At 70.1% G+C, this 16,479-nt stretch carries 18 protein-coding genes; 13 read left to right on the forward strand and 5 right to left on the reverse strand.

All coding sequences use genetic code 11. The features are described from left to right. Nucleotides 1–440: 440 nt before the first annotated feature. The 7 genes from VF139_07145 to VF139_07175 all read left to right on the forward strand — a co-directional run bounded on the left by VF139_07145 (nucleotide 441) and on the right by VF139_07175 (nucleotide 4,532). Nucleotides 441–989: a hypothetical protein gene (locus tag VF139_07145; protein ID HEX6851169.1), complete on the forward strand. Its 549-nt coding sequence runs from the start codon at nucleotides 441–443 to the stop codon at nucleotides 987–989. Between the two features lie 137 nt (nucleotides 990–1,126). After that, nucleotides 1,127–1,369 (forward strand): hypothetical protein, encoded by a 243-nt coding sequence (locus VF139_07150; protein HEX6851170.1) that lies wholly within the window; start codon nucleotides 1,127–1,129, stop codon nucleotides 1,367–1,369. Continuing rightward, a complete protein-coding gene (locus VF139_07155; GenBank protein HEX6851171.1) occupies nucleotides 1,366–1,779 on the forward strand; it encodes a hypothetical protein in 414 nt (137 codons plus the stop codon). Before VF139_07150 ends, VF139_07155 begins: the two co-directional genes overlap by 4 nt. Before the next feature lie 16 nt (nucleotides 1,780–1,795). Continuing rightward, the gene (locus tag VF139_07160; GenBank protein ID HEX6851172.1) at nucleotides 1,796–2,029 is read left to right on the forward strand and encodes a hypothetical protein; all 234 of its coding nucleotides are present in this window, start codon (nucleotides 1,796–1,798) and stop codon (nucleotides 2,027–2,029) included. A gap of 16 nt (nucleotides 2,030–2,045) precedes the next feature. Continuing rightward, nucleotides 2,046–2,408 carry a DUF1304 domain-containing protein gene (locus VF139_07165; protein ID HEX6851173.1) on the forward strand — a complete coding sequence of 121 codons (363 nt, stop codon included), beginning with the start codon at nucleotides 2,046–2,048 and terminating at the stop codon, nucleotides 2,406–2,408. Continuing rightward, the gene (locus tag VF139_07170) at nucleotides 2,405–3,301 is read left to right on the forward strand and encodes a prolyl oligopeptidase family serine peptidase (GenBank protein HEX6851174.1); all 897 of its coding nucleotides are present in this window, start codon (nucleotides 2,405–2,407) and stop codon (nucleotides 3,299–3,301) included. The genes VF139_07165 and VF139_07170 overlap by 4 nt, the downstream gene beginning before the upstream one ends. Before the next feature lie 43 nt (nucleotides 3,302–3,344). Continuing rightward, nucleotides 3,345–4,532, forward strand: coding sequence for a vanadium-dependent haloperoxidase (locus VF139_07175; GenBank protein HEX6851175.1), 1,188 nt, complete (start codon nucleotides 3,345–3,347; stop codon nucleotides 4,530–4,532). On the opposite strand, the gene msrA is transcribed toward VF139_07175, so the two are convergent. Genes msrA through VF139_07195 form a run of 4 tightly spaced genes read right to left on the reverse strand, consistent with a single transcriptional unit; the run spans nucleotide 4,495 to nucleotide 8,299 of the window. Next, a complete protein-coding gene (msrA, locus tag VF139_07180) occupies nucleotides 4,495–5,088 on the reverse strand; it encodes a peptide-methionine (S)-S-oxide reductase MsrA (GenBank protein ID HEX6851176.1) in 594 nt (197 codons plus the stop codon). The two genes, VF139_07175 and msrA, sit on opposite strands and share 38 nt — an antisense overlap. A 9-nt stretch (nucleotides 5,089–5,097) precedes the next feature. Further along, nucleotides 5,098–6,327: an ABC transporter permease gene (locus VF139_07185; GenBank protein HEX6851177.1), complete on the reverse strand. Its 1,230-nt coding sequence runs from the start codon at nucleotides 6,325–6,327 to the stop codon at nucleotides 5,098–5,100. Further along, on the reverse strand, nucleotides 6,324–7,031 hold the full coding sequence (locus VF139_07190) for an ABC transporter ATP-binding protein (protein HEX6851178.1): 708 nt from the start codon (nucleotides 7,029–7,031) through the stop codon (nucleotides 6,324–6,326). Before VF139_07190 ends, VF139_07185 begins: the two co-directional genes overlap by 4 nt. Then, nucleotides 7,028–8,299 (reverse strand): efflux RND transporter periplasmic adaptor subunit, encoded by a 1,272-nt coding sequence (locus VF139_07195; GenBank protein HEX6851179.1) that lies wholly within the window; start codon nucleotides 8,297–8,299, stop codon nucleotides 7,028–7,030. The genes VF139_07190 and VF139_07195 overlap by 4 nt, the downstream gene beginning before the upstream one ends. Before the next feature lie 100 nt (nucleotides 8,300–8,399). Between VF139_07195 and rmuC the strand changes: the two genes are divergently transcribed. Next, the gene (gene rmuC, locus VF139_07200; protein ID HEX6851180.1) at nucleotides 8,400–9,638 is read left to right on the forward strand and encodes a DNA recombination protein RmuC; all 1,239 of its coding nucleotides are present in this window, start codon (nucleotides 8,400–8,402) and stop codon (nucleotides 9,636–9,638) included. A 101-nt stretch (nucleotides 9,639–9,739) separates the two neighbouring features. Beyond that, nucleotides 9,740–10,462, forward strand: a complete 723-nt coding sequence (locus VF139_07205) for a hypothetical protein (GenBank protein ID HEX6851181.1) — start codon at nucleotides 9,740–9,742, stop codon at nucleotides 10,460–10,462. Here VF139_07205 and VF139_07210 read toward each other — a convergent pair. Beyond that, nucleotides 10,443–11,246 carry an alpha/beta hydrolase gene (locus VF139_07210; protein HEX6851182.1) on the reverse strand — a complete coding sequence of 268 codons (804 nt, stop codon included), beginning with the start codon at nucleotides 11,244–11,246 and terminating at the stop codon, nucleotides 10,443–10,445. The genes VF139_07205 and VF139_07210 overlap by 20 nt on opposite strands. A 13-nt stretch (nucleotides 11,247–11,259) precedes the next feature. On the opposite strand from VF139_07210, the gene VF139_07215 reads away from it, so the two are divergent. The 4 genes from VF139_07215 (at nucleotide 11,260) to VF139_07230 (ending at nucleotide 16,435) form a co-directional block, all read left to right on the forward strand. Continuing rightward, nucleotides 11,260–11,982, forward strand: a complete 723-nt coding sequence (locus tag VF139_07215) for an RNA methyltransferase (GenBank protein HEX6851183.1) — start codon at nucleotides 11,260–11,262, stop codon at nucleotides 11,980–11,982. Next, entirely contained in the window at nucleotides 11,964–12,992 is a 1,029-nt protein-coding gene (gene queG, locus VF139_07220) for a tRNA epoxyqueuosine(34) reductase QueG (protein ID HEX6851184.1), read from the forward strand. The genes VF139_07215 and queG overlap by 19 nt, the downstream gene beginning before the upstream one ends. Nucleotides 12,993–13,044: 52 nt before the next feature. Beyond that, nucleotides 13,045–13,428, forward strand: coding sequence for a PilZ domain-containing protein (locus VF139_07225; protein HEX6851185.1), 384 nt, complete (start codon nucleotides 13,045–13,047; stop codon nucleotides 13,426–13,428). 199 nt (nucleotides 13,429–13,627) lie between these two features. After that, nucleotides 13,628–16,435: a vitamin B12-dependent ribonucleotide reductase gene (locus VF139_07230; GenBank protein ID HEX6851186.1), complete on the forward strand. Its 2,808-nt coding sequence runs from the start codon at nucleotides 13,628–13,630 to the stop codon at nucleotides 16,433–16,435. Nucleotides 16,436–16,479 lie beyond the last annotated feature (44 nt).

Raw genomic sequence — 16,479 nt, forward strand, 5'->3', positions numbered from 1 at the left:
GGCGTTCGAACGGGCCGTCGCCGAGGTCGCGGACTCGGCGCGCGTTCTCCTCGCCTCGCTGGTGACCCAGGCGCACCCTCGCGACCGTGAGGTCGAGGCGGAGAGGGCCAGGGCGAGGTCGCGGGAGAGGTTCGGTCTGAACCGTTGAGGCGTCGTTCGTCCGCGTCGATTTCGAAGAGGCCGCCACCGGAAGCGACGCAGCGCGTGATCGGCCCCTCGCCCTCGGCTTCGAGGATGCCGGGCTCGTCCGTTGCTTCGTCAAGCGGATCGATCGAAACCCCGGTTGACGGAAGGTCCACGATCCGGGCCCTTCGTGGGGTCGGGTGAGAACGGTGATGGCGCCGTGCCGTGCCACGGAAATCGTCCGCACGTTCCCGGCGGATTCGTTGACGCCGGGGACGGGCCGGGCGTAGGGTTCCCGCATCCACGAGGGCCTCGCCATGATCGTGACGTTCGGCTTCGTTTCGATGCTGCTTGCGGGAGGGCCCGGCGTCCACGACCACGCCGCCGACGACGAGGTCGCCTCGTCGGGCGGGGTGTACGCGGTCGAGGCGTGCCGGGGCCGCTGCGAGGCCGAGAACCGCCGCATGCTCTACCGGGGACACGTGGTCCTGCTCGACGGAGTCGTGAACCTCGAGGAGCTGCGGGGGCGGACGGGATGGACGGCGGCGAAGTTCCCGAGCGGCTCGAACGGCTGCCTTGTCGTGCGTCAGTATCGCGACGACGGGAGCGACGACCCGTTGGCGGAGCCCCGCGGCTTCAACGCGGCGGTGACGTGGTCGCGCACCGAAGGCGGCGGCCTTGCATTCACTTTCACGAACGACGCCGGCGAGCCCGTCGCCGCGGCCCTCGAACGTCGCGGGGTGAACTGGGTCGGGCGGCTCCGGCCGGAAGTCCCCGCGAGCGGGACGGCGCCCGAAGGCGACCAGATCGTGATCTGGCAGGTCGGCAACGGCGGCACGGAGCATTGCGTGACGCTGGCGAAGTAGGGATCGCGGGGGCGCCATCGGTGAGCGGATGGTCCTGGACCCGCTTCGGGGTCGTCAGCGCGTTGTTGGGGGCCATCGGCGCCCTCATCTTGTCGCTCAATCTCCTCTCGGCGTGGCGAGCTCGACGGCTTCGGAGGTTGCGAGGCACTGCCGGCAACGAAGGCAGTGCCCTGTTCCTGAACGCTCGAGGCGAAGCCCTGCGTGTCCGGCGATGGCTTCTCGCCGTCTTCGTCCTCTACGCCATGGGGGTGATCGCTCTCTCTAGCGATTCGGCGGCCTGGACGATGGGATGGTTGGGAGTCGAGTTCGCGCTGGTCCTGATCTACGACCGCTGCGTGAAACGCAACCCGGAATGGGATCTCTGGGAGCGGCGACCATGATGCTGTCGGATCTGGAGCACTTGCTCCCCAACGGCCTCCACGATGCGGAGCTCGTGCGGTTCTCGATGGACTATGCCGCGCGAACCCTGGAGCTGGATGTTGTGGTCTGGACGGGGGACTTGGCGTCGCCGCAACGCCGGGAAGCGTACCGGCCCGCGCGCGTCAGGATCCGGGAAGTTGCCTACGTCGTGGTCGAACCCCCTGACACCCGCTATCCGTGGAACGAGGCCGGGTCGAGGGAGATCAACGTCGGAACCGGGATGCCGCCGCAGAGCGACTCCAGGCTGCCAGAGGCGCCGCGGGGCACCGAACGAACCTGGGTCTACATCAAGGAGCACAATCGTTTCCTCCATTTCGCGGGGGGCGAAGCGACAATGGAGTGGACGGGGCCGGAGTTGGTTCGGGGCTAGGCGCGGGGGAATCCAAATGCTCTTCTACCGGATCGCCTTCCTGCTCCCGGGTATCGCCGCTGCGGTTTCACTTCTCCTGGCGATGCAAGCGGGCATCCTGAGGAGGCCCGTGATCGTGATCGCGATCTTCGCCCTGGGGGCCCTTTGCCAGGGGATCGGGGGGATGTTCTCGCCCACCTGGGCGACCGGGCTGGCACTGCAGACCGCCCTGGCGATCTACCTTCAGATCAAGCTCCGGCTCGACGGATGAGCGTAGGCTTGGGCCCATGAACGCCCTGCTGACGGTTCTCTGCGTCTTCATCGCCCTCCAGCACGTCGCGTTCCTCGTGCTCGAGATGTTCCTGTGGACGCGACCGGCCGGCATGAAAGTGTTCCGCACGACGCCGGAGTTCGCGAAGCAGTCGGCCGCCCTCGCCGCGAACCAAGGGCTGTACAACGGATTCCTGGCCGCCGGCCTTCTCTGGGGGGCGTTCCATCCCGCGCCGGACCAGGCGCTCGAGATCAAGGTCTTCTTCCTCGCGTGCGTCGTGGTCGCCGGCATCTTCGGAGCGGCCACGGTGTCGCGTCGGATCTTCTGGGTGCAGGCCGTGCCCGCGCTCGTCGGGCTGGGCATCGCGTGGTTGCGATGATGCTCGCGTCGGCGCTCCTCGCCCTCGCCCAGGCCGTCGCCGCTCCGCCGGCCGACGGGACGATCCTCGCCATGGGAGAGCCGCTCCCGGGCGCCCCCGACGGCGTCGTGGTGCGCTCGATCGACTACGCCAGCGACGGCCTGCGCGTGAAGGGGTACCTCGCGCGGCCGAAGGCCGAAGGGACGTATCCGGCCCTGATCTTCAACCGCGGCGGAAACCGCGAGTTCGGGGCGCTCACCGACGCCGGCGCGGCGAGGCGGCTGGGGCTGTACGCGTCGTGGGGCTACGTCGTCGTCGCGAGCCAGTACCGCGGGAACGGCGGAGGCGAGGGCCGCGAGGAGTTCGGGGGGGAGGACGTGAACGACGTCCTGAACCTCCTCCCGCTCCTCGACGGAATGTCGGGGGTCGATCGCGAGCGCGTCGGGATGATCGGCTGGAGCCGCGGCGGGATGATGACCTACCTCGCCCTCGCGCGCACCGACCGGATCCGCGCGGCGGCCGTCGGGGCGGGGCTGGCGGACCTCGAGGCGTCGCTGCGGCTGCGCCCCGAACTGGAGCCCGTCGCTCGCGACCTCATCCCGGGGTTCGACACCGACCGCGAGGCGCAGCTCGCCGCACGCTCGGCGGTGCGCTTCGCGGGGACGCTCCCCGCGACGACGCCGATCCTGCTGCTGCATGGAACGTCGGACTGGCGCGTCGATCCGCGCCAGGCGCTCGCGATGGCGTCGGCGCTGCTCGAGGCGAAGCGGCCGTACCGCCTGCTCCTGTTCGAAGGGGGCGATCACGCGCTCGGCGAGTTCCGCGACGACGTCGATCGCGCCCTCCGTGAGTGGATGGACCGCTACGTACGGGACCGGAAGCCGTTCCCGTCGATCGAGCCTCACGGGGACTGACGCCGGGGTTAGCATGGCCGGAGCTTGCTCGAGGAGGCCCCGCATGCGAATGCTCCTGCCGTTGTTGCTCGCCTGCTCCACCCCCGTCCTCGCCGACGCCGTGACCGACTGGAACGCGATCGGTTGCGACGCCGTCGAGGAGGCGAAGCTTCTCGCGCCACCGGCCACCGAGATCCTCGCCGTCGTGCACACGGCCATCTACGACGCCGTGCGCGCGGCGCCCGCCTCCGCGTCCCGCGACGCCGCGATCGCCGCCGCGGCGCGGGAGTGCCTGACGAAGCTGCTCCCGTCAACCTCGGCGAAGGTGGAGGCGGCATACGACTCCGCGATCTCGAAGATCCCGGAAGGTCCGGCGAAGTCCGCAGGGATCGCCGTCGGGGTGCGCGCGGCCTCGGAGCTCCTGGCGAAGCGGGGACGAGCGTCGGGGTCGCCGCCGGACGACTACCGGCCCCACACGACCCCCGGCGTCTACGTCCCTACCGTGATCCCGGTGATGACCCGTTGGGCGCAGCAGCCGCCGTGGTGGTTGAGAAGCGCCTCCCAGTTCCGCCCGGGACCTCCCCCCGACCTGAAGAGCGCGCTCTGGGCGCGCGACTTCGCCGAGATTCGCGCCGTCGGCGCGAAGCAGGGCGGGACCCGGACGGAGGAGCAGACGCGAATCGCGAAGTTCTGGGAGGCGACCGGCCCGAGCATCTACCATCGACTGGTCCGATCGGTCGCGGATCGGCCCGGGCGCGATCTCGTCCGCAACGCGCGCCTGTTCGCGATGGTCTCGCAGGGATCCACCGACGCGCTCATCGCGGTGTTCGACGCGAAGTACCACTACGGGTTCTGGCGCCCGGTCACCGCGATCCGCAACGGCGACATCGACGGGAACGACGCGACCGACAGGGACGCGACGTGGCTTCCCTTCATCGACACGCCGATGCACCCGGAGTATCCGTGCGCGCACTGCATCCTCTCGGCGACGGTGGGGACGATCGTGGAAGCGGACCTCGCCGGCGAGCCGGTGCCGACGCTGACCTCCTCGAGCCCGACCGCCGGCGGGGCGACCCGCAGCTGGACGTCGATCGAGGCCTTCGTCCAGGAGGTCGCGAACGCGCGCATCTACGACGGCGTGCACTATCGGAACTCGACCGAGGTCGGGACGGCGATGGGGCGCAAGGTCGGGGCGTGGGTCGTGGACGCGTTCGCTAGTGGCTCCCCGCCTCGGAGCCCCACAGCTCCTTGAGCCTCGCGTCGCGGCCGCAGTTGTAGCGGTAGAACTTGTACCGGATCGGGTTCACCTTGTAGTAGTCCTGGTGGTAGTCCTCGGCCGCCCAGAACGTCCCCGCCTTCACGATCTCCGTGACGATCGGCTGCTTGAACCGTTTCGAGGCCTCGAGCTTTCTCTTCGAACCCTCCGCCGCCGCGCGCTGCGCGTCGTCGTGGAAGAAGATCGCGGTGCGGTACTGGCGGCCGAAGTCGCAGAACTGACCGTCCTTCGTCAGCGGGTCGATGTTGCGCCAGAAGACCCCGAGGAGCTCGTCGTACGAGACCTTCTTCGGGTCGAAGACCACTTCGATCGCCTCCGCGTGGCCGGTGCCGCCGGCGCCGACCTCCTCGTAGGTGGGGGCGTCCTTGGTGCCCCCGATGTACCCGGAGGTCACCGAGAGCACGCCGTCGAGCGCCTCGAACGGGGGCTCCATGCACCAGAAGCAGCCCCCGGCGAAGGTGGCCTTCTGGAGGCCAGCGGCGGCGGGAGGGGTCGCGACCGTGGCCGCGAGCAGGATCGACGCGAGCAGCACCGGAACCTCCTACTCGTAGCGCAGCGCCTCGATCGGGTCGAGCCGCGAGGCCTTCCGCGCCGGGTAGAACCCGAAGAAGATGCCGATGGCGGCGGCGAAGCCGAACGCGGTCGCGACCGACCTCGGGTCGATCAGGACCGGCCAGCCGGCCTTCGTCGCGATGATCTGCGAGGCCGACACGCCCAGCGCGACGCCGATCGCCCCGCCGACGACCGACAGGGTGATCGCTTCGATCAGGAACTGGAAGAGCACGTGCCGGCCCTTGGCGCCGATCGCCATGCGGATCCCGATCTCCCGCGTCCTCTCCGTCACCGACACCAGCATGATGTTCATGATTCCGATGCCGCCGACCAGCAGCGAGATAGCCGCCACCGACGCGAGGAGCATCGAGAGGGTCCTGGACATCTGGTTGGCCTGGGAGGCGATCTCCTCCTGGGAGCGCATGGAGAAGGGGGCCTCGCCGCCGGGAGGAACGCGGAAACGCTGGCGGAGGAGGGCGTCGATCTCCTCCATGGCGACCGGGACGAGCTCGGGGGACTTCGCGGAGGCCTGGATCATCCCGATGCGGTCGCGGCCCACCAGGCGCTTCATGACGGTCGTGTAGGGCACGACGACCTGGTCGTCCTGGTCGGATCCCATCATGTTGCCGCCCTTCTTCTCGAGGACGCCCACGACCTTGAAGGGGACGTTCTTGATCCGGACGGTGTTGCCGACGGCACCGCCGTCGGGGAAGAGGGCCTGGGCGACCGTCTTCCCGAGGACCACGACCTGCGCGCCACCGCGCACCTCGGTCTCGGTGAAGAACGTGCCTTCGTCGACGTTCCAGGCGCGGATGAAGATCCAGTCCACGTCGGCGCCGAAGACCTGGGTCCCCCAGTTCATCTCGCCGGCGACGACCTGGCCGGCGGTGCGAAGGCCCGGCGAGACGTAGGCGACCGACGGGCACTCCTCTCGGATCGCCTGGACGTCGTCGGCCTTGAGGGACGACTCGCCCGTGTGGATGCGCGCCCCCGACTGCGTCGTCGCGCCGGGGAAGATCATGATGAAGTTCGTGCCGAGCGAGGAGATGTTGTCCTGGATGGAGCGCGACGCTCCCGAGCCGACGGCGTTCATCGCGATCACGCACGCGACGCCGATCACGATCCCGAGCATGGTCAGGACCGAGCGCATCTTGTTGCGCAGGATCGCCTTCAGGCCGACGCGGACGATGTTCCCCGTGCGGAGCAGTCCCGACCTCATGCGCGCACCTGAGGGACGGGCTCGTCGACGACGACCTTCCCGTCGCGGAAGACGACGCGGCGCTTGGCGTGCTTCGCGACGTCGTGCTCGTGGGTGATCAGGATCACGGTCTTCCCGGCGTCGTTGAGGTCCTGGAAGATCTTCAGGACCTCCTCGCTCGTGCGCGAGTCGAGGTTGCCGGTCGGCTCGTCGGCGAGCAGGACGGGAGGGTCGGTGATGAGCGCCCGGGCGATCGCGACGCGTTGCTGCTGCCCGCCGGAGAGCTGCGAGGAGGTGTGTTTCTCGCGCCCGGCGAGGCCGACGCGGCGGAGGACCTCCTTCGCGCGCTCGTGGCGGCCCGCGCCGTCGATCGTCCCCGCGCCGTAGAGGAGGGGGAGCTCGACGTTCTCGATCGCGGTCGTCCGGGCGAGGAGATTGAAGCTCTGGAAGACGAATCCGATCTTGCCGTTGCGGATCTCGGCGCGGGCGTTGGCGTCGAGGCCGGAAACGTCCACGCCGTCGAGGACGTAGCTCCCCGACGTCGGCCGGTCGAGGCAGCCGACGATGTTCATGAGCGTCGATTTTCCCGAGCCCGACGGCCCCATCACCGCGACGAACTCGCCGTGGGCGATGGTCAGCGTCACCCCGTCGAGGGCCCGGACCTCGGTCTCGCCCATGCGGTAGATCTTGACGAGGTCCCGGATCTCGAGCAGCGGGGCGCTCAAGGCCCTCGCCTCCCGCCGCCGCCCGGCCGACCGCCGCCCATCGGGCCGGCGCCCGGGAAGCTGCCGGTCGTCTCGACCTTCGCCGTCGCGATGCCGACGACGATCGTGTCCCCTTCCTTCAGCTCCCCGTCCACGACGGCGGTGAAGCGTCCGTCGGTGATCCCCGTGCGGATCGGGACCGCCTTCAGCGAGTCCTTCCCGTCGAGGACGTAGACGCTCTGCCCGCGACGGGACGGCGCGCCCGTGGCCGCCTCGAAGGCCTTCGAGGCCCCGCCGGCGCCCTTGGAGGGGGCGCCCATCCTCGCGGCGGCGCGCTCGGGATCGGGGGTCGCCGCCGTCTCGACCGGACGGAAGCGCAGCGCCGCGTTCGGCACGCGCAGCACGTTCTCGGCCTTCTCCACCTCGATCGTCACGTTCGCCGTCATCTGCGGGCGGAGCTTCTCCTCGGCGTTGTCCACGGTGAGGATGACGGGATAGGTGATGACGTTCTGGTTCGCCGTCGCGTTGAGGCGGACCTGGCTGATCTCTCCCTTGAAGCTCTGATCGGGATAGGCGTCCACCGTGAACGACGCCTTCTGGCCGACGCGGATCTTCCCGATGTCGGCCTGGTCGACGTCGGCCTGCACCTGCATCTTCGTGAGGTCCTGCGCGATGGTGAACAGGGTCGGAGCCTGGAACGAGGCGGCCACGGTCTGGCCGACGTCGTACTGGCGGGCGACGACGACCCCGTCGATCGGCGACAGGATCTTGGTGTAGCCGAGGTTGGTCTCCGCCTGCCGCAGCGCCGCGCGGGACTGCTCCACCTGCGCGGCGGCGGCGTCGAAGTCCGCCTTGGCCGCGTCGTAATCCGCCTCGGCGGAGAGCTGCTGATCGAGCAGGCGTTGCTGCCGCTTGAAGGCGATCTCGGCGGCGCGCATCTGCACCTCGTAGCGGGTGACGTCCGCGCGACGCTGCTCGACGGTCGCCTGGAACGGGGTGGGGTCGAGCTCGGCGAGCAGTTGGCCGCGGGCGACGCGGCTGTTGAAGTCGGCGTACAGGCGGGCGACGATCCCGGAGACCTGGCTTCCGACCTGAACGGTCGTGACCGCGGAGACCGTCCCGGTCGCGGTCACCGTTTCATTGACGACCCCGCGGTCGACCTTCTCCGTCCGGTACCTCGGCGCGTCGTCGTCGTTCGACCCTCCCTTCCACCAGGTCCAGCCGCCCCAGAGGGCCCCGGCTGCGACGGCGAGGAAGGCGAGTCTCCTGGTCCAGCTTCCGGCCTGCATCCTGACGTCCTTCCTTCCCGAAGACGGGGAGCGAACGGGTATGGTTTCATCTCATCGCGCCGGGCGCAAAATCCGCAGCGGCGCGTGTTAGCTTGACCGCGTGAACCCCCTCCTCGCCGCCGCGATCGGCCTCGTCGTCGGTGCCCTCGCCGGATGGATCTGGGGCGCCAGGAGCGCGGCGAAGGCCCGCGAGGACCTCGCCCGCGCCGACGAGAAGCTCCGGCTGCTCGACGAAGCCGGCGCCCGGCTGAAGGAGTCGTTCGCGGCGCTCTCCCACGAGGCCCTGCGCCAGAACCAGCAGAGTTTCCTCGACCTCGCGCGCTCCCAGTTCGGCGCCCTGCAGGACGCCTCCAGGAACGACCTCTCCGAGCGGCAGAAGGCGATCGAGGCGATCGTCAAGCCGGTCGCCGAATCGCTCCAGCAGGTCGATCGCAAGCTGCAGGAGGTCGAAAAGGAGCGCGCGGGGGCCTACGCGGGATTGATCGAGCAGGTGAAGGGGCTCGCGGAGACCCAGACCCGCCTCCAGTCCGAGACCGCCGGCCTCTCGAAGGCCCTGCGCGCGCCGATCTCCCGCGGGAAGTGGGGGGAGATGCAGCTGCGCCGGGTCGTCGAGCTCGCGGGGATGCTCGACCGGTGCGACTTCGTCGAGCAGCCGACCCTGTCGGACGAACAGGGAAAAACGCTGCGCCCGGACATGCTCGTGCACCTCCCCGGAGGGAAAAGCGTCGTGGTCGACGCGAAGGCGCCGCTGGCCGCCTACCTCGACGCGGCGGAGACGGCGGACGAGAACGCGCGGGAGGCCAGGCTCCGGGATCACGCCAGGCTCGTCCGCGACCACATCACGGCATTGAGCAACCGGAACTACTCCCGACAGGTCGAGCCGGCGCCGGAGTTCGTGGTCATGTTCCTGCCGGGGGAGAGCTTCTTCGGCGCCGCCCTGCAGTTCGACGGGACGCTTCTCGAATACGGGATCGAGCGCGGCGTGATCCCGGCGAGCCCCACGACGCTGATCGCGTTGCTCCGGGCCGTCGGCTACGGCTGGCGGCACGAGCAGCTCGCCGAGAACGCGAAGGAGATCTCCGACCTCGGACGCCAGCTGCACGAGCGGCTCCGGACGATGACCGGCCATTTCGACAAGCTCGGCCGGAGCCTCGACGCCGCGACCGCGGCGTTCAATCAGGCCGTCGCCTCGCTGGACACCCGGGTGCTCGTCTCGGCCCGGCGCTTCGAGGAGCTCGGCGCCGCGGAGGGGGCCACGCTCGAGACACCCGACGCAGTCGAGCGGCAGGCGCGACTTCCCAGCCGTCCCGAAGCCGAAGGGGACGAAGCGGCGCATTGAGGGGTTGCCGCGCGGCAACCCGACTTCGCGAACCGTTGGACGCGCGAGGAACGAGGCCTAGATTTCCGGCGAGTCCCGCCCGCCTCCCCGGAGAAGTCACCATGAAACGCCTCGTTGCCGCGAGCCTCGCGCTCGCCGGACCGGCGGCCCTCGCGGCCGCCGACGCGACCCTCTACTCGGGGCGCGCCCTCGTGCGCACCGACGCCGCCGACCGCGTCGCGGTCGTGCTCGACGTCGACGGCGACCGCTTCGCGGACCACGTCTTCCTGTTCGATCCGCTCGAGCCGCTGCCGGCGGGGCTCGCTCCCCGCGAACACGACGTGACCGTGGCGCTGCGGACGGGGGAGGCCCGCGTGAGCTCGCCGGACGGCCAGCTCGACCTCGTCCTGCGCGCCGAGAACCCCCCCGCCGGAGTCCCCGCGTCTTCGCAGTCCGCGGGGACCGTCCGGGCGTACGGCCTCGCCATCGTCCACCGCGCGCTCGGCGCCGAGGCGGGGACGATCGCCGCGACCGACACCGACGGGATGACGACGGTCCATCCCTCGGGGACCGACCCCAGGGAGGACCCCTGCCTCAATCCGACCTCCTGCCGCTCCGGCGGGAAGGGCTCCACGGGCTGCAACGTCGATTGCGGGGGGCGTCAGGCGTCGATGCTCGGCTTCGGCGCCGGGTATTCGAACCCGGGGTGCAGCGTCGCCTGCAACCTGACGGCCGGGTACTACTCGTGCTGCAACTGCGACGCCTCGGGGGGCACCTGCGGCTGCTACAGCAGCGCCCCGTGCCTGCTCGATCCGAACGCGCCGGTCACGCCCCAGCCGAAGTGACGCTCTCCGCGATGCGCCCGAGCTGCTGAACGCAGAGGGCGTTGTAGGACCGGGCATGGGTCCAAGCGGTCCCGTGCCCGGTCCGCGGCATGACGTGGAGCGTCGAGCCGGTCAGACGCGAAGCGAGGCGCCGGGCGCCGTCGGGGGGAGCGACGCGATCCCAGGCCCCCGCGACGATCGAGGTTCTCGGCCACAACCCCGGAGCGGGAATCCCGGGGGACTCCGTCCAGAGCAGGTGCAGCTTCTCGCGGACGGTCTTCGACGGGGTCCGCGCGCGGGCGCCGGCCCGAAGCAATCCCGGGGCGCGGGCGGGGAGTCCCGGATACCCCGCCTCCCAGCCTCCGAGGTACACGAACGCGCCGGAGAGCAGGAGTCGTCGCGTGAAGTCGGAGGCGTCCCGCCGCTCCACCCATCGGAACAGGCGCTCGAGAGACGGGCGGATCGCCGTCCGCTCCGGCGGGTGACACAGGAGCAGCCCGCAGACGCGCCCCGGCCAGCGCGCCGCCGTCGCGAGCGCGACGAGCGTGCCGAAGGAGGTACCCCAGACGATCGCCGGCCCGCCTCCGGCGGCGTCGATCGCGCGCGCGGTCTCCAGCGCGAGGAAGTCCCACGTCAGCGGCTGCGGGGCGGGATCGTCGGCACGATCGCCGGCGAGGTCGACGGCCGCGACGCGGAATCCGGCGGCGCGGGCCGCGTCGCACTCCTCGCGATAAAGCCCCACGCCTCCCGCGACCCCGGCGAGCTTCACGACGAGCGGGCCGGCGCCTTCGACTTCGATCCGCATGTATCCTCGCGTCGTGACGGGAGCGTCGATCCGCTTCGTGCTCGTGGAGCCGCAGTCGGCCGGCAATATAGGAGCGTCCGCTCGGGCCCTCAAGAACTGCGGCTTCGATCGCCTCCTCCTCGTCGCCCCGGCGTGTGATCCGCTCGACGAGCAGGCGCGACGCTTCGCCGTGGACGCGCGCGACGTGCTCGTCGGTGCCGAACGGGTCGCCTCGCTCGACGCGGCCCTCGCGGGGGCCGCGACCGTGATCGGCACGTCCGCGCTGGCCGGCAAGCAGCGCCGGCCGAACTGGCGCCTCGACGCGTTCGCCGCCGCGATCCCGCGCGAGGCGGCGAAAGGCCCGCTCGCGTTCGTCTTCGGTCGCGAGTCGCGCGGCCTCACCGACGACGAGCTCGACCGGTGCACCCACCTCGTGCACCTCGCCGCCGCCGAGGCGTACACGTCGTTCAACCTCGCCCAGGCCGTCCTGTTGTGCGCCTACACGGCGCGCCTCGCCCTCGACGCCGCGCCGGCCCCCGCCGCGCACGACGAGCCCGCCGCGCTCCACGAGGAGCGCGAGGCGATGTACGCGCACCTGAACGAGGCGCTGCGCGCGATCGGCTTCCTCAAGCCCGACCAGGAGGAGGGGATGGAGCGCCGCCTGCGCCGGATGTTCGGGCGGGCCGATTTCACCTCCGGCGACGTCAAGGTTCTCCGCGGCATCGCGAGACAGATCCTGTGGATCGCGCGGCGCTGAAGGTCCGCGCCGAGGCGCTCGGCTTCGACGCGTGCGGCGTCGCCCGGGCCCGACGCCTCGAGCGCGACGGCGCGACCCTCGAGCGATGGCTCGCGGCCGGCGGGAATGCGTCGATGGCCTGGCTCGCGAAGGAGCCGGGGAAACGGTCGGATCCGCGCGAGCTGCTCGCGGGATGCCGGAGCGTCGTCGTCGTCGCGGTCGACTATTTCTCCGAGGCCCGCCCGCGCGAAGGCCTCGCGCGCGTGGCGCGCTACGCCGGCGGGCGCGACTACCACAAGGTTCTCGGCCGCCGCGCGCGCGAGCTCGCGTCGTGGATCGACGCCACGACGGGGGCGACGTCGCGGGCCTTCGTCGACACCGGGCCGGTCCTCGAGCGCGGGTGGGCGGAGGCGGCGGGTGTGGGCTGGATCGGCAAGAACGCGAATCTCCTGACCCGCGATCGCGGCTCGTGGCTGCTCCTCGGCTGCGTGCTGACCACCGAGGAGATCGAGCCCGACGCGGGGCCGCACGCGGAGTTCTGCGGGACCTGCACCGCCTGCCTCGACGCCTGCCCGACGCAGGCGATCGTCGAGCCGGGCTTCGTCGACGCGAACCGGTGCATCGCGTACTGGACGATCGAGCACCGCGGCCCGGTGCCGGAGGATCGCCGCGAGGGGAACGGGGAGTGGATCTTCGGGTGCGACGTCTGCCAGGAGGTCTGTCCGTGGAACGTCTCGTTCGCGCGGGGCCGCGACGACGACCCCTTCGGCCGGCGCGACGACCTCCTCGGCCTCGATCCGACCGAGATCCTCGCCCTCGACGAGGCGACCTTCCGTGCGCGGTACTCCGGAACGGCGTTGATGCGCGCGAAGTGGGAGGGGATGCGGCGAAACGCCTGCATCGTCCTCGGGAACCGGCGGGACCCGGCCTCCCGCGGGGTCCTCGAGCGGGCGCTCGAGGACCCGGACCCGGTGGTCCGGGCGCACGCCCGGTGGGCGATCGGGCGGCTTTCCGGCCCCGGTTTGCGGTAGTCTGCCCGACACCCCATATTCGCCGCACACCCGGAGGGGTGGGGGTGCGGTCATGGCGGTCCGGACGAGCGAAATGCCCAAGTGGAGCGACGCGGCGATCCGCAACGAGAAGCGGAGCCGCAGCCGGACCAAACGCCGCCTGATGGTCCGTTTCGGGGCCCAGGCCGCCGATCGGACCGCCTTCACGAAGAACCTCTCCGAGACGGGCCTTTTCCTCCAGACCAACCACGTCCTCGCCCCGGGGAGCACGGTTCAGGTCCAGATCCACTTTCCGGATCGGGTCTTCAGCCATTGGGCGCGCGTGGTCTGGGCGAAGAAGGTGCCGCCCCAGTTGGCCCACGTCCTCGAGTGCGGGATGGGGGTCTGTTTCATCGATCCCGCCCCGGACTGGCTCGAGTTCTACGCCGCGTGGACCCGCGCGATCGGCTCCCGCTGACCTCTCCGAACCCCCTAATTCCTTGAATTCAATCACTAAGGCGGGTCCAAGCGGTCACCACTATATGTAGTGGCTTGGGTCGTATAGGAATCCCACATTTTGTGGGTCGAGGGGGGTGTTCCCTCTTGACACCCCTCGGGCGAGCCTGTATCACGTCGCGTCGTTCACGATCGAATCGCCAACGCGACGGAGGCTTCCCATGCTGCAGCGCGACCCCCACTCCGACACGCCGCTCGACAAGCCGACCTCCTCGAACGCCGACGCGCTCCCCCCGACCTCCGACCGAAAGCCGAGTCCCCGCGAGGGGATGCGGTTCGTCCGCCGGTTCACCAAGGCGGGGAGCCATCCGTACGACGACGTCGAGTGGGAGCTTCGCGACGCGGTGATCTCGTCGGGCAAGGGCGAGGTCGCCTTCGAGCAGCGCAACGTCGAGTTCCCGAAGTTCTGGTCGCAGCTGGCCACCAACGTCGTCGCGCAGAAGTACTTCCGCGGCCAGCTCGGGACCCCCGAGCGCGAGCACTCCCTCCGTCAGCTGCTCGACCGCATCGTGAAGACCGCCGGGAAGTGGGGGCGTGAGGGCGACTACTTCGCGTCCGAGGAGGACGCGCAGGCCTTCGAGGCGGAGCTCACCCACCTGCTCCTCCACCAGATGGTCTCGTTCAACTCGCCGGTGTGGTTCAACTGCGGGATCGAGGCGCACCCGCAGGTCAGCGCCTGTTTCATCAACTCCGTCCAGGACACGATGCAGTCGATCCTCGAGCTCGCCAAGACCGAGGGGATGCTCTTCAAGTACGGATCGGGGACGGGCTCGAACCTCTCCTCGATCCGCTCGTCGCGCGAGCTTCTCGCGGGCGGCGGAACCGCCTCGGGCCCCGTCTCCTTCATGAAGGGGTACGACGCCTTCGCCGGCGTGATCAAGTCGGGCGGCAAGACGCGCCGCGCCGCCAAGATGGTGATCCTCAACGTCGACCACCCGGACATCACCGATTTCGTGCGCTGCAAGGCCGAGGAGGAGAAGAAGGCCTGGGCGCTGATCGACTCCGGGTACTCCGGCGAGTTCAACGTGCACGGCGGCGCGTACGATTCGGTGTTCTTCCAGAACGCCAACCACTCCGTCCGCGTGACCGACGACTTCATGCGCGCGGTCGTGAACGACGGCGAGTGGGTCACCCGCGCGGTCACCAGCGGAAAGCCCGTGCAGACGATGCGCGCCCGCGAGCTGATGCGCGACGTCGCCGACGCGGCGTGGGTGTGCGGCGACCCGGGGATCCAGTTCGACACGACGATCAACGAATGGCACACCTCGCCGAACTCCGGGCGGATCAACGCGTCGAACCCCTGCTCCGAGTACATGTACCTCGACGATTCCGCCTGCAACCTCGCGTCGCTGAACCTGATGCGATTCCGGCGTCCCGACGGCGAGTTCGACGTCGACGCCTTCCGGCACGCCGTCGACGTGACGATCACGGCGATGGAGATCTGGGTCGACAACGCGTCGTACCCGACCCCCGCGATCGCGAAGAACTCCCACGACTACCGCCCGCTCGGCCTCGGCTACGCCAACCTCGGCGCGCTGCTGATGGCGCGCGGCCTCCCGTACGACTCCGACGCGGGTCGCGCGTACGCGGCGGCGATCACGGCGCTCATGTGCGGCGAGGCCTACGCGACCTCGGCGAAGATCGCCGCCCACGTCGGGACCTTCGCCGGCTACGAGCGCAACCGCGAGCCGTTCCTGCGCGTGATGCGCAAGCACCAGGCGCACGCCGACGGGATCGACCCCAAGGCGGTGCCCTCCGACCTGCTCTCCGCGGCGCGCGGCGCCTGGGCCGACGTCATGACGTTCGGGACCGACTTCGGCTTCCGCAACGGGCAGGCGACCGTCCTCGCGCCCACGGGCACGATCGCGTTCATGATGGACTGCGACACGACCGGCATCGAGCCGGACATCGCCCTCGTCAAGTACAAGAAACTCGTCGGCGGCGGCCTGTTCAAGATCGTGAACAACACGGTGCCGCTCGCGCTCAAGAAACTCGGGTACGGCCACGAGGAGATCCAGAGGATCGTCGACTTCATCAACGAGAACGACACGATCGAGGGCGCTCCCGGCCTGAAGCCCGAGCACCTCCCCGTCTTCGACTGCGCCTTCAAGCCCGCGAAGGGCACGCGCACGATCCACTACATGGGCCACGTCAAGATGATGGCCGCCGCGCAGCCGTTCCTCTCCGGCGCGATCTCGAAGACGGTGAACATGCCGCACGAGGCGACCGTCGAGGAGATCGAAAGGACCTACGTCGAGGCGTGGAAGCTCGGCCTCAAGGCGATCGCGATCTACCGCGACGGGTGCAAGCGCACGCAGCCGCTGTCCACCGGCAAGGAGGAAAAGAAGAAGGAGGCGGCGGCGGTGGCGGTTGCGGAGCCCCTGGCGCGCCGCAGGAAGCTCCCCGACACCCGCCAGTCGATCACGCACAAGTTCTCGGTCGCGGGGTACGAGGGGTACATCACCGCGGGGCTCTTCGAGGACGGCCAGCCGGGCGAGATCTTCATCACCCTCGGCAAGGCCGGATCCACGCTCGCGGGATTCGCCGATGCGTGGGCGACGACGATCTCCTTCGCGCTGCAGCACGGCGTCGAGCTGCGCTTCCTCGTGGACAAGTTCACGCACGTCCGGTTCGAGCCGTCCGGGTTCACCGGCAACCCGCAGATCCCGATCGCGAAGTCGCTCGTGGACTACGTGTTCCGCTGGCTCGCGCTGCAGTTCCTCCCCAAGGAGGCTCAACCCGACCTCGCCCACGGCGCCAACGGCAACGGGACCGAGCTCGAGCCGGAGGCGAAGGCCGAGGCCGCGGCGATGGAAGCGGCCCGCCAGGAGGCGATCCGCAAGTCCGAACGCGACACCTACGTGCGCCAGGCCGACGCTCCGCCGTGCACGGAGTGCGGGTCGATCATGATCCGCAACGGCGCCTGCTACGCGTGCGTCAACTGCGGGAGCACGAGCGGCTGCTCGTAGGAATTAGAACACTGAACGCGCGCGAACGGGGGAGGCTCGGGCCT

This window comes from Candidatus Polarisedimenticolaceae bacterium, assembly GCA_036376135.1.
Lineage (GTDB): Bacteria > Acidobacteriota > Polarisedimenticolia > Polarisedimenticolales > DASRJG01 > DASVAW01.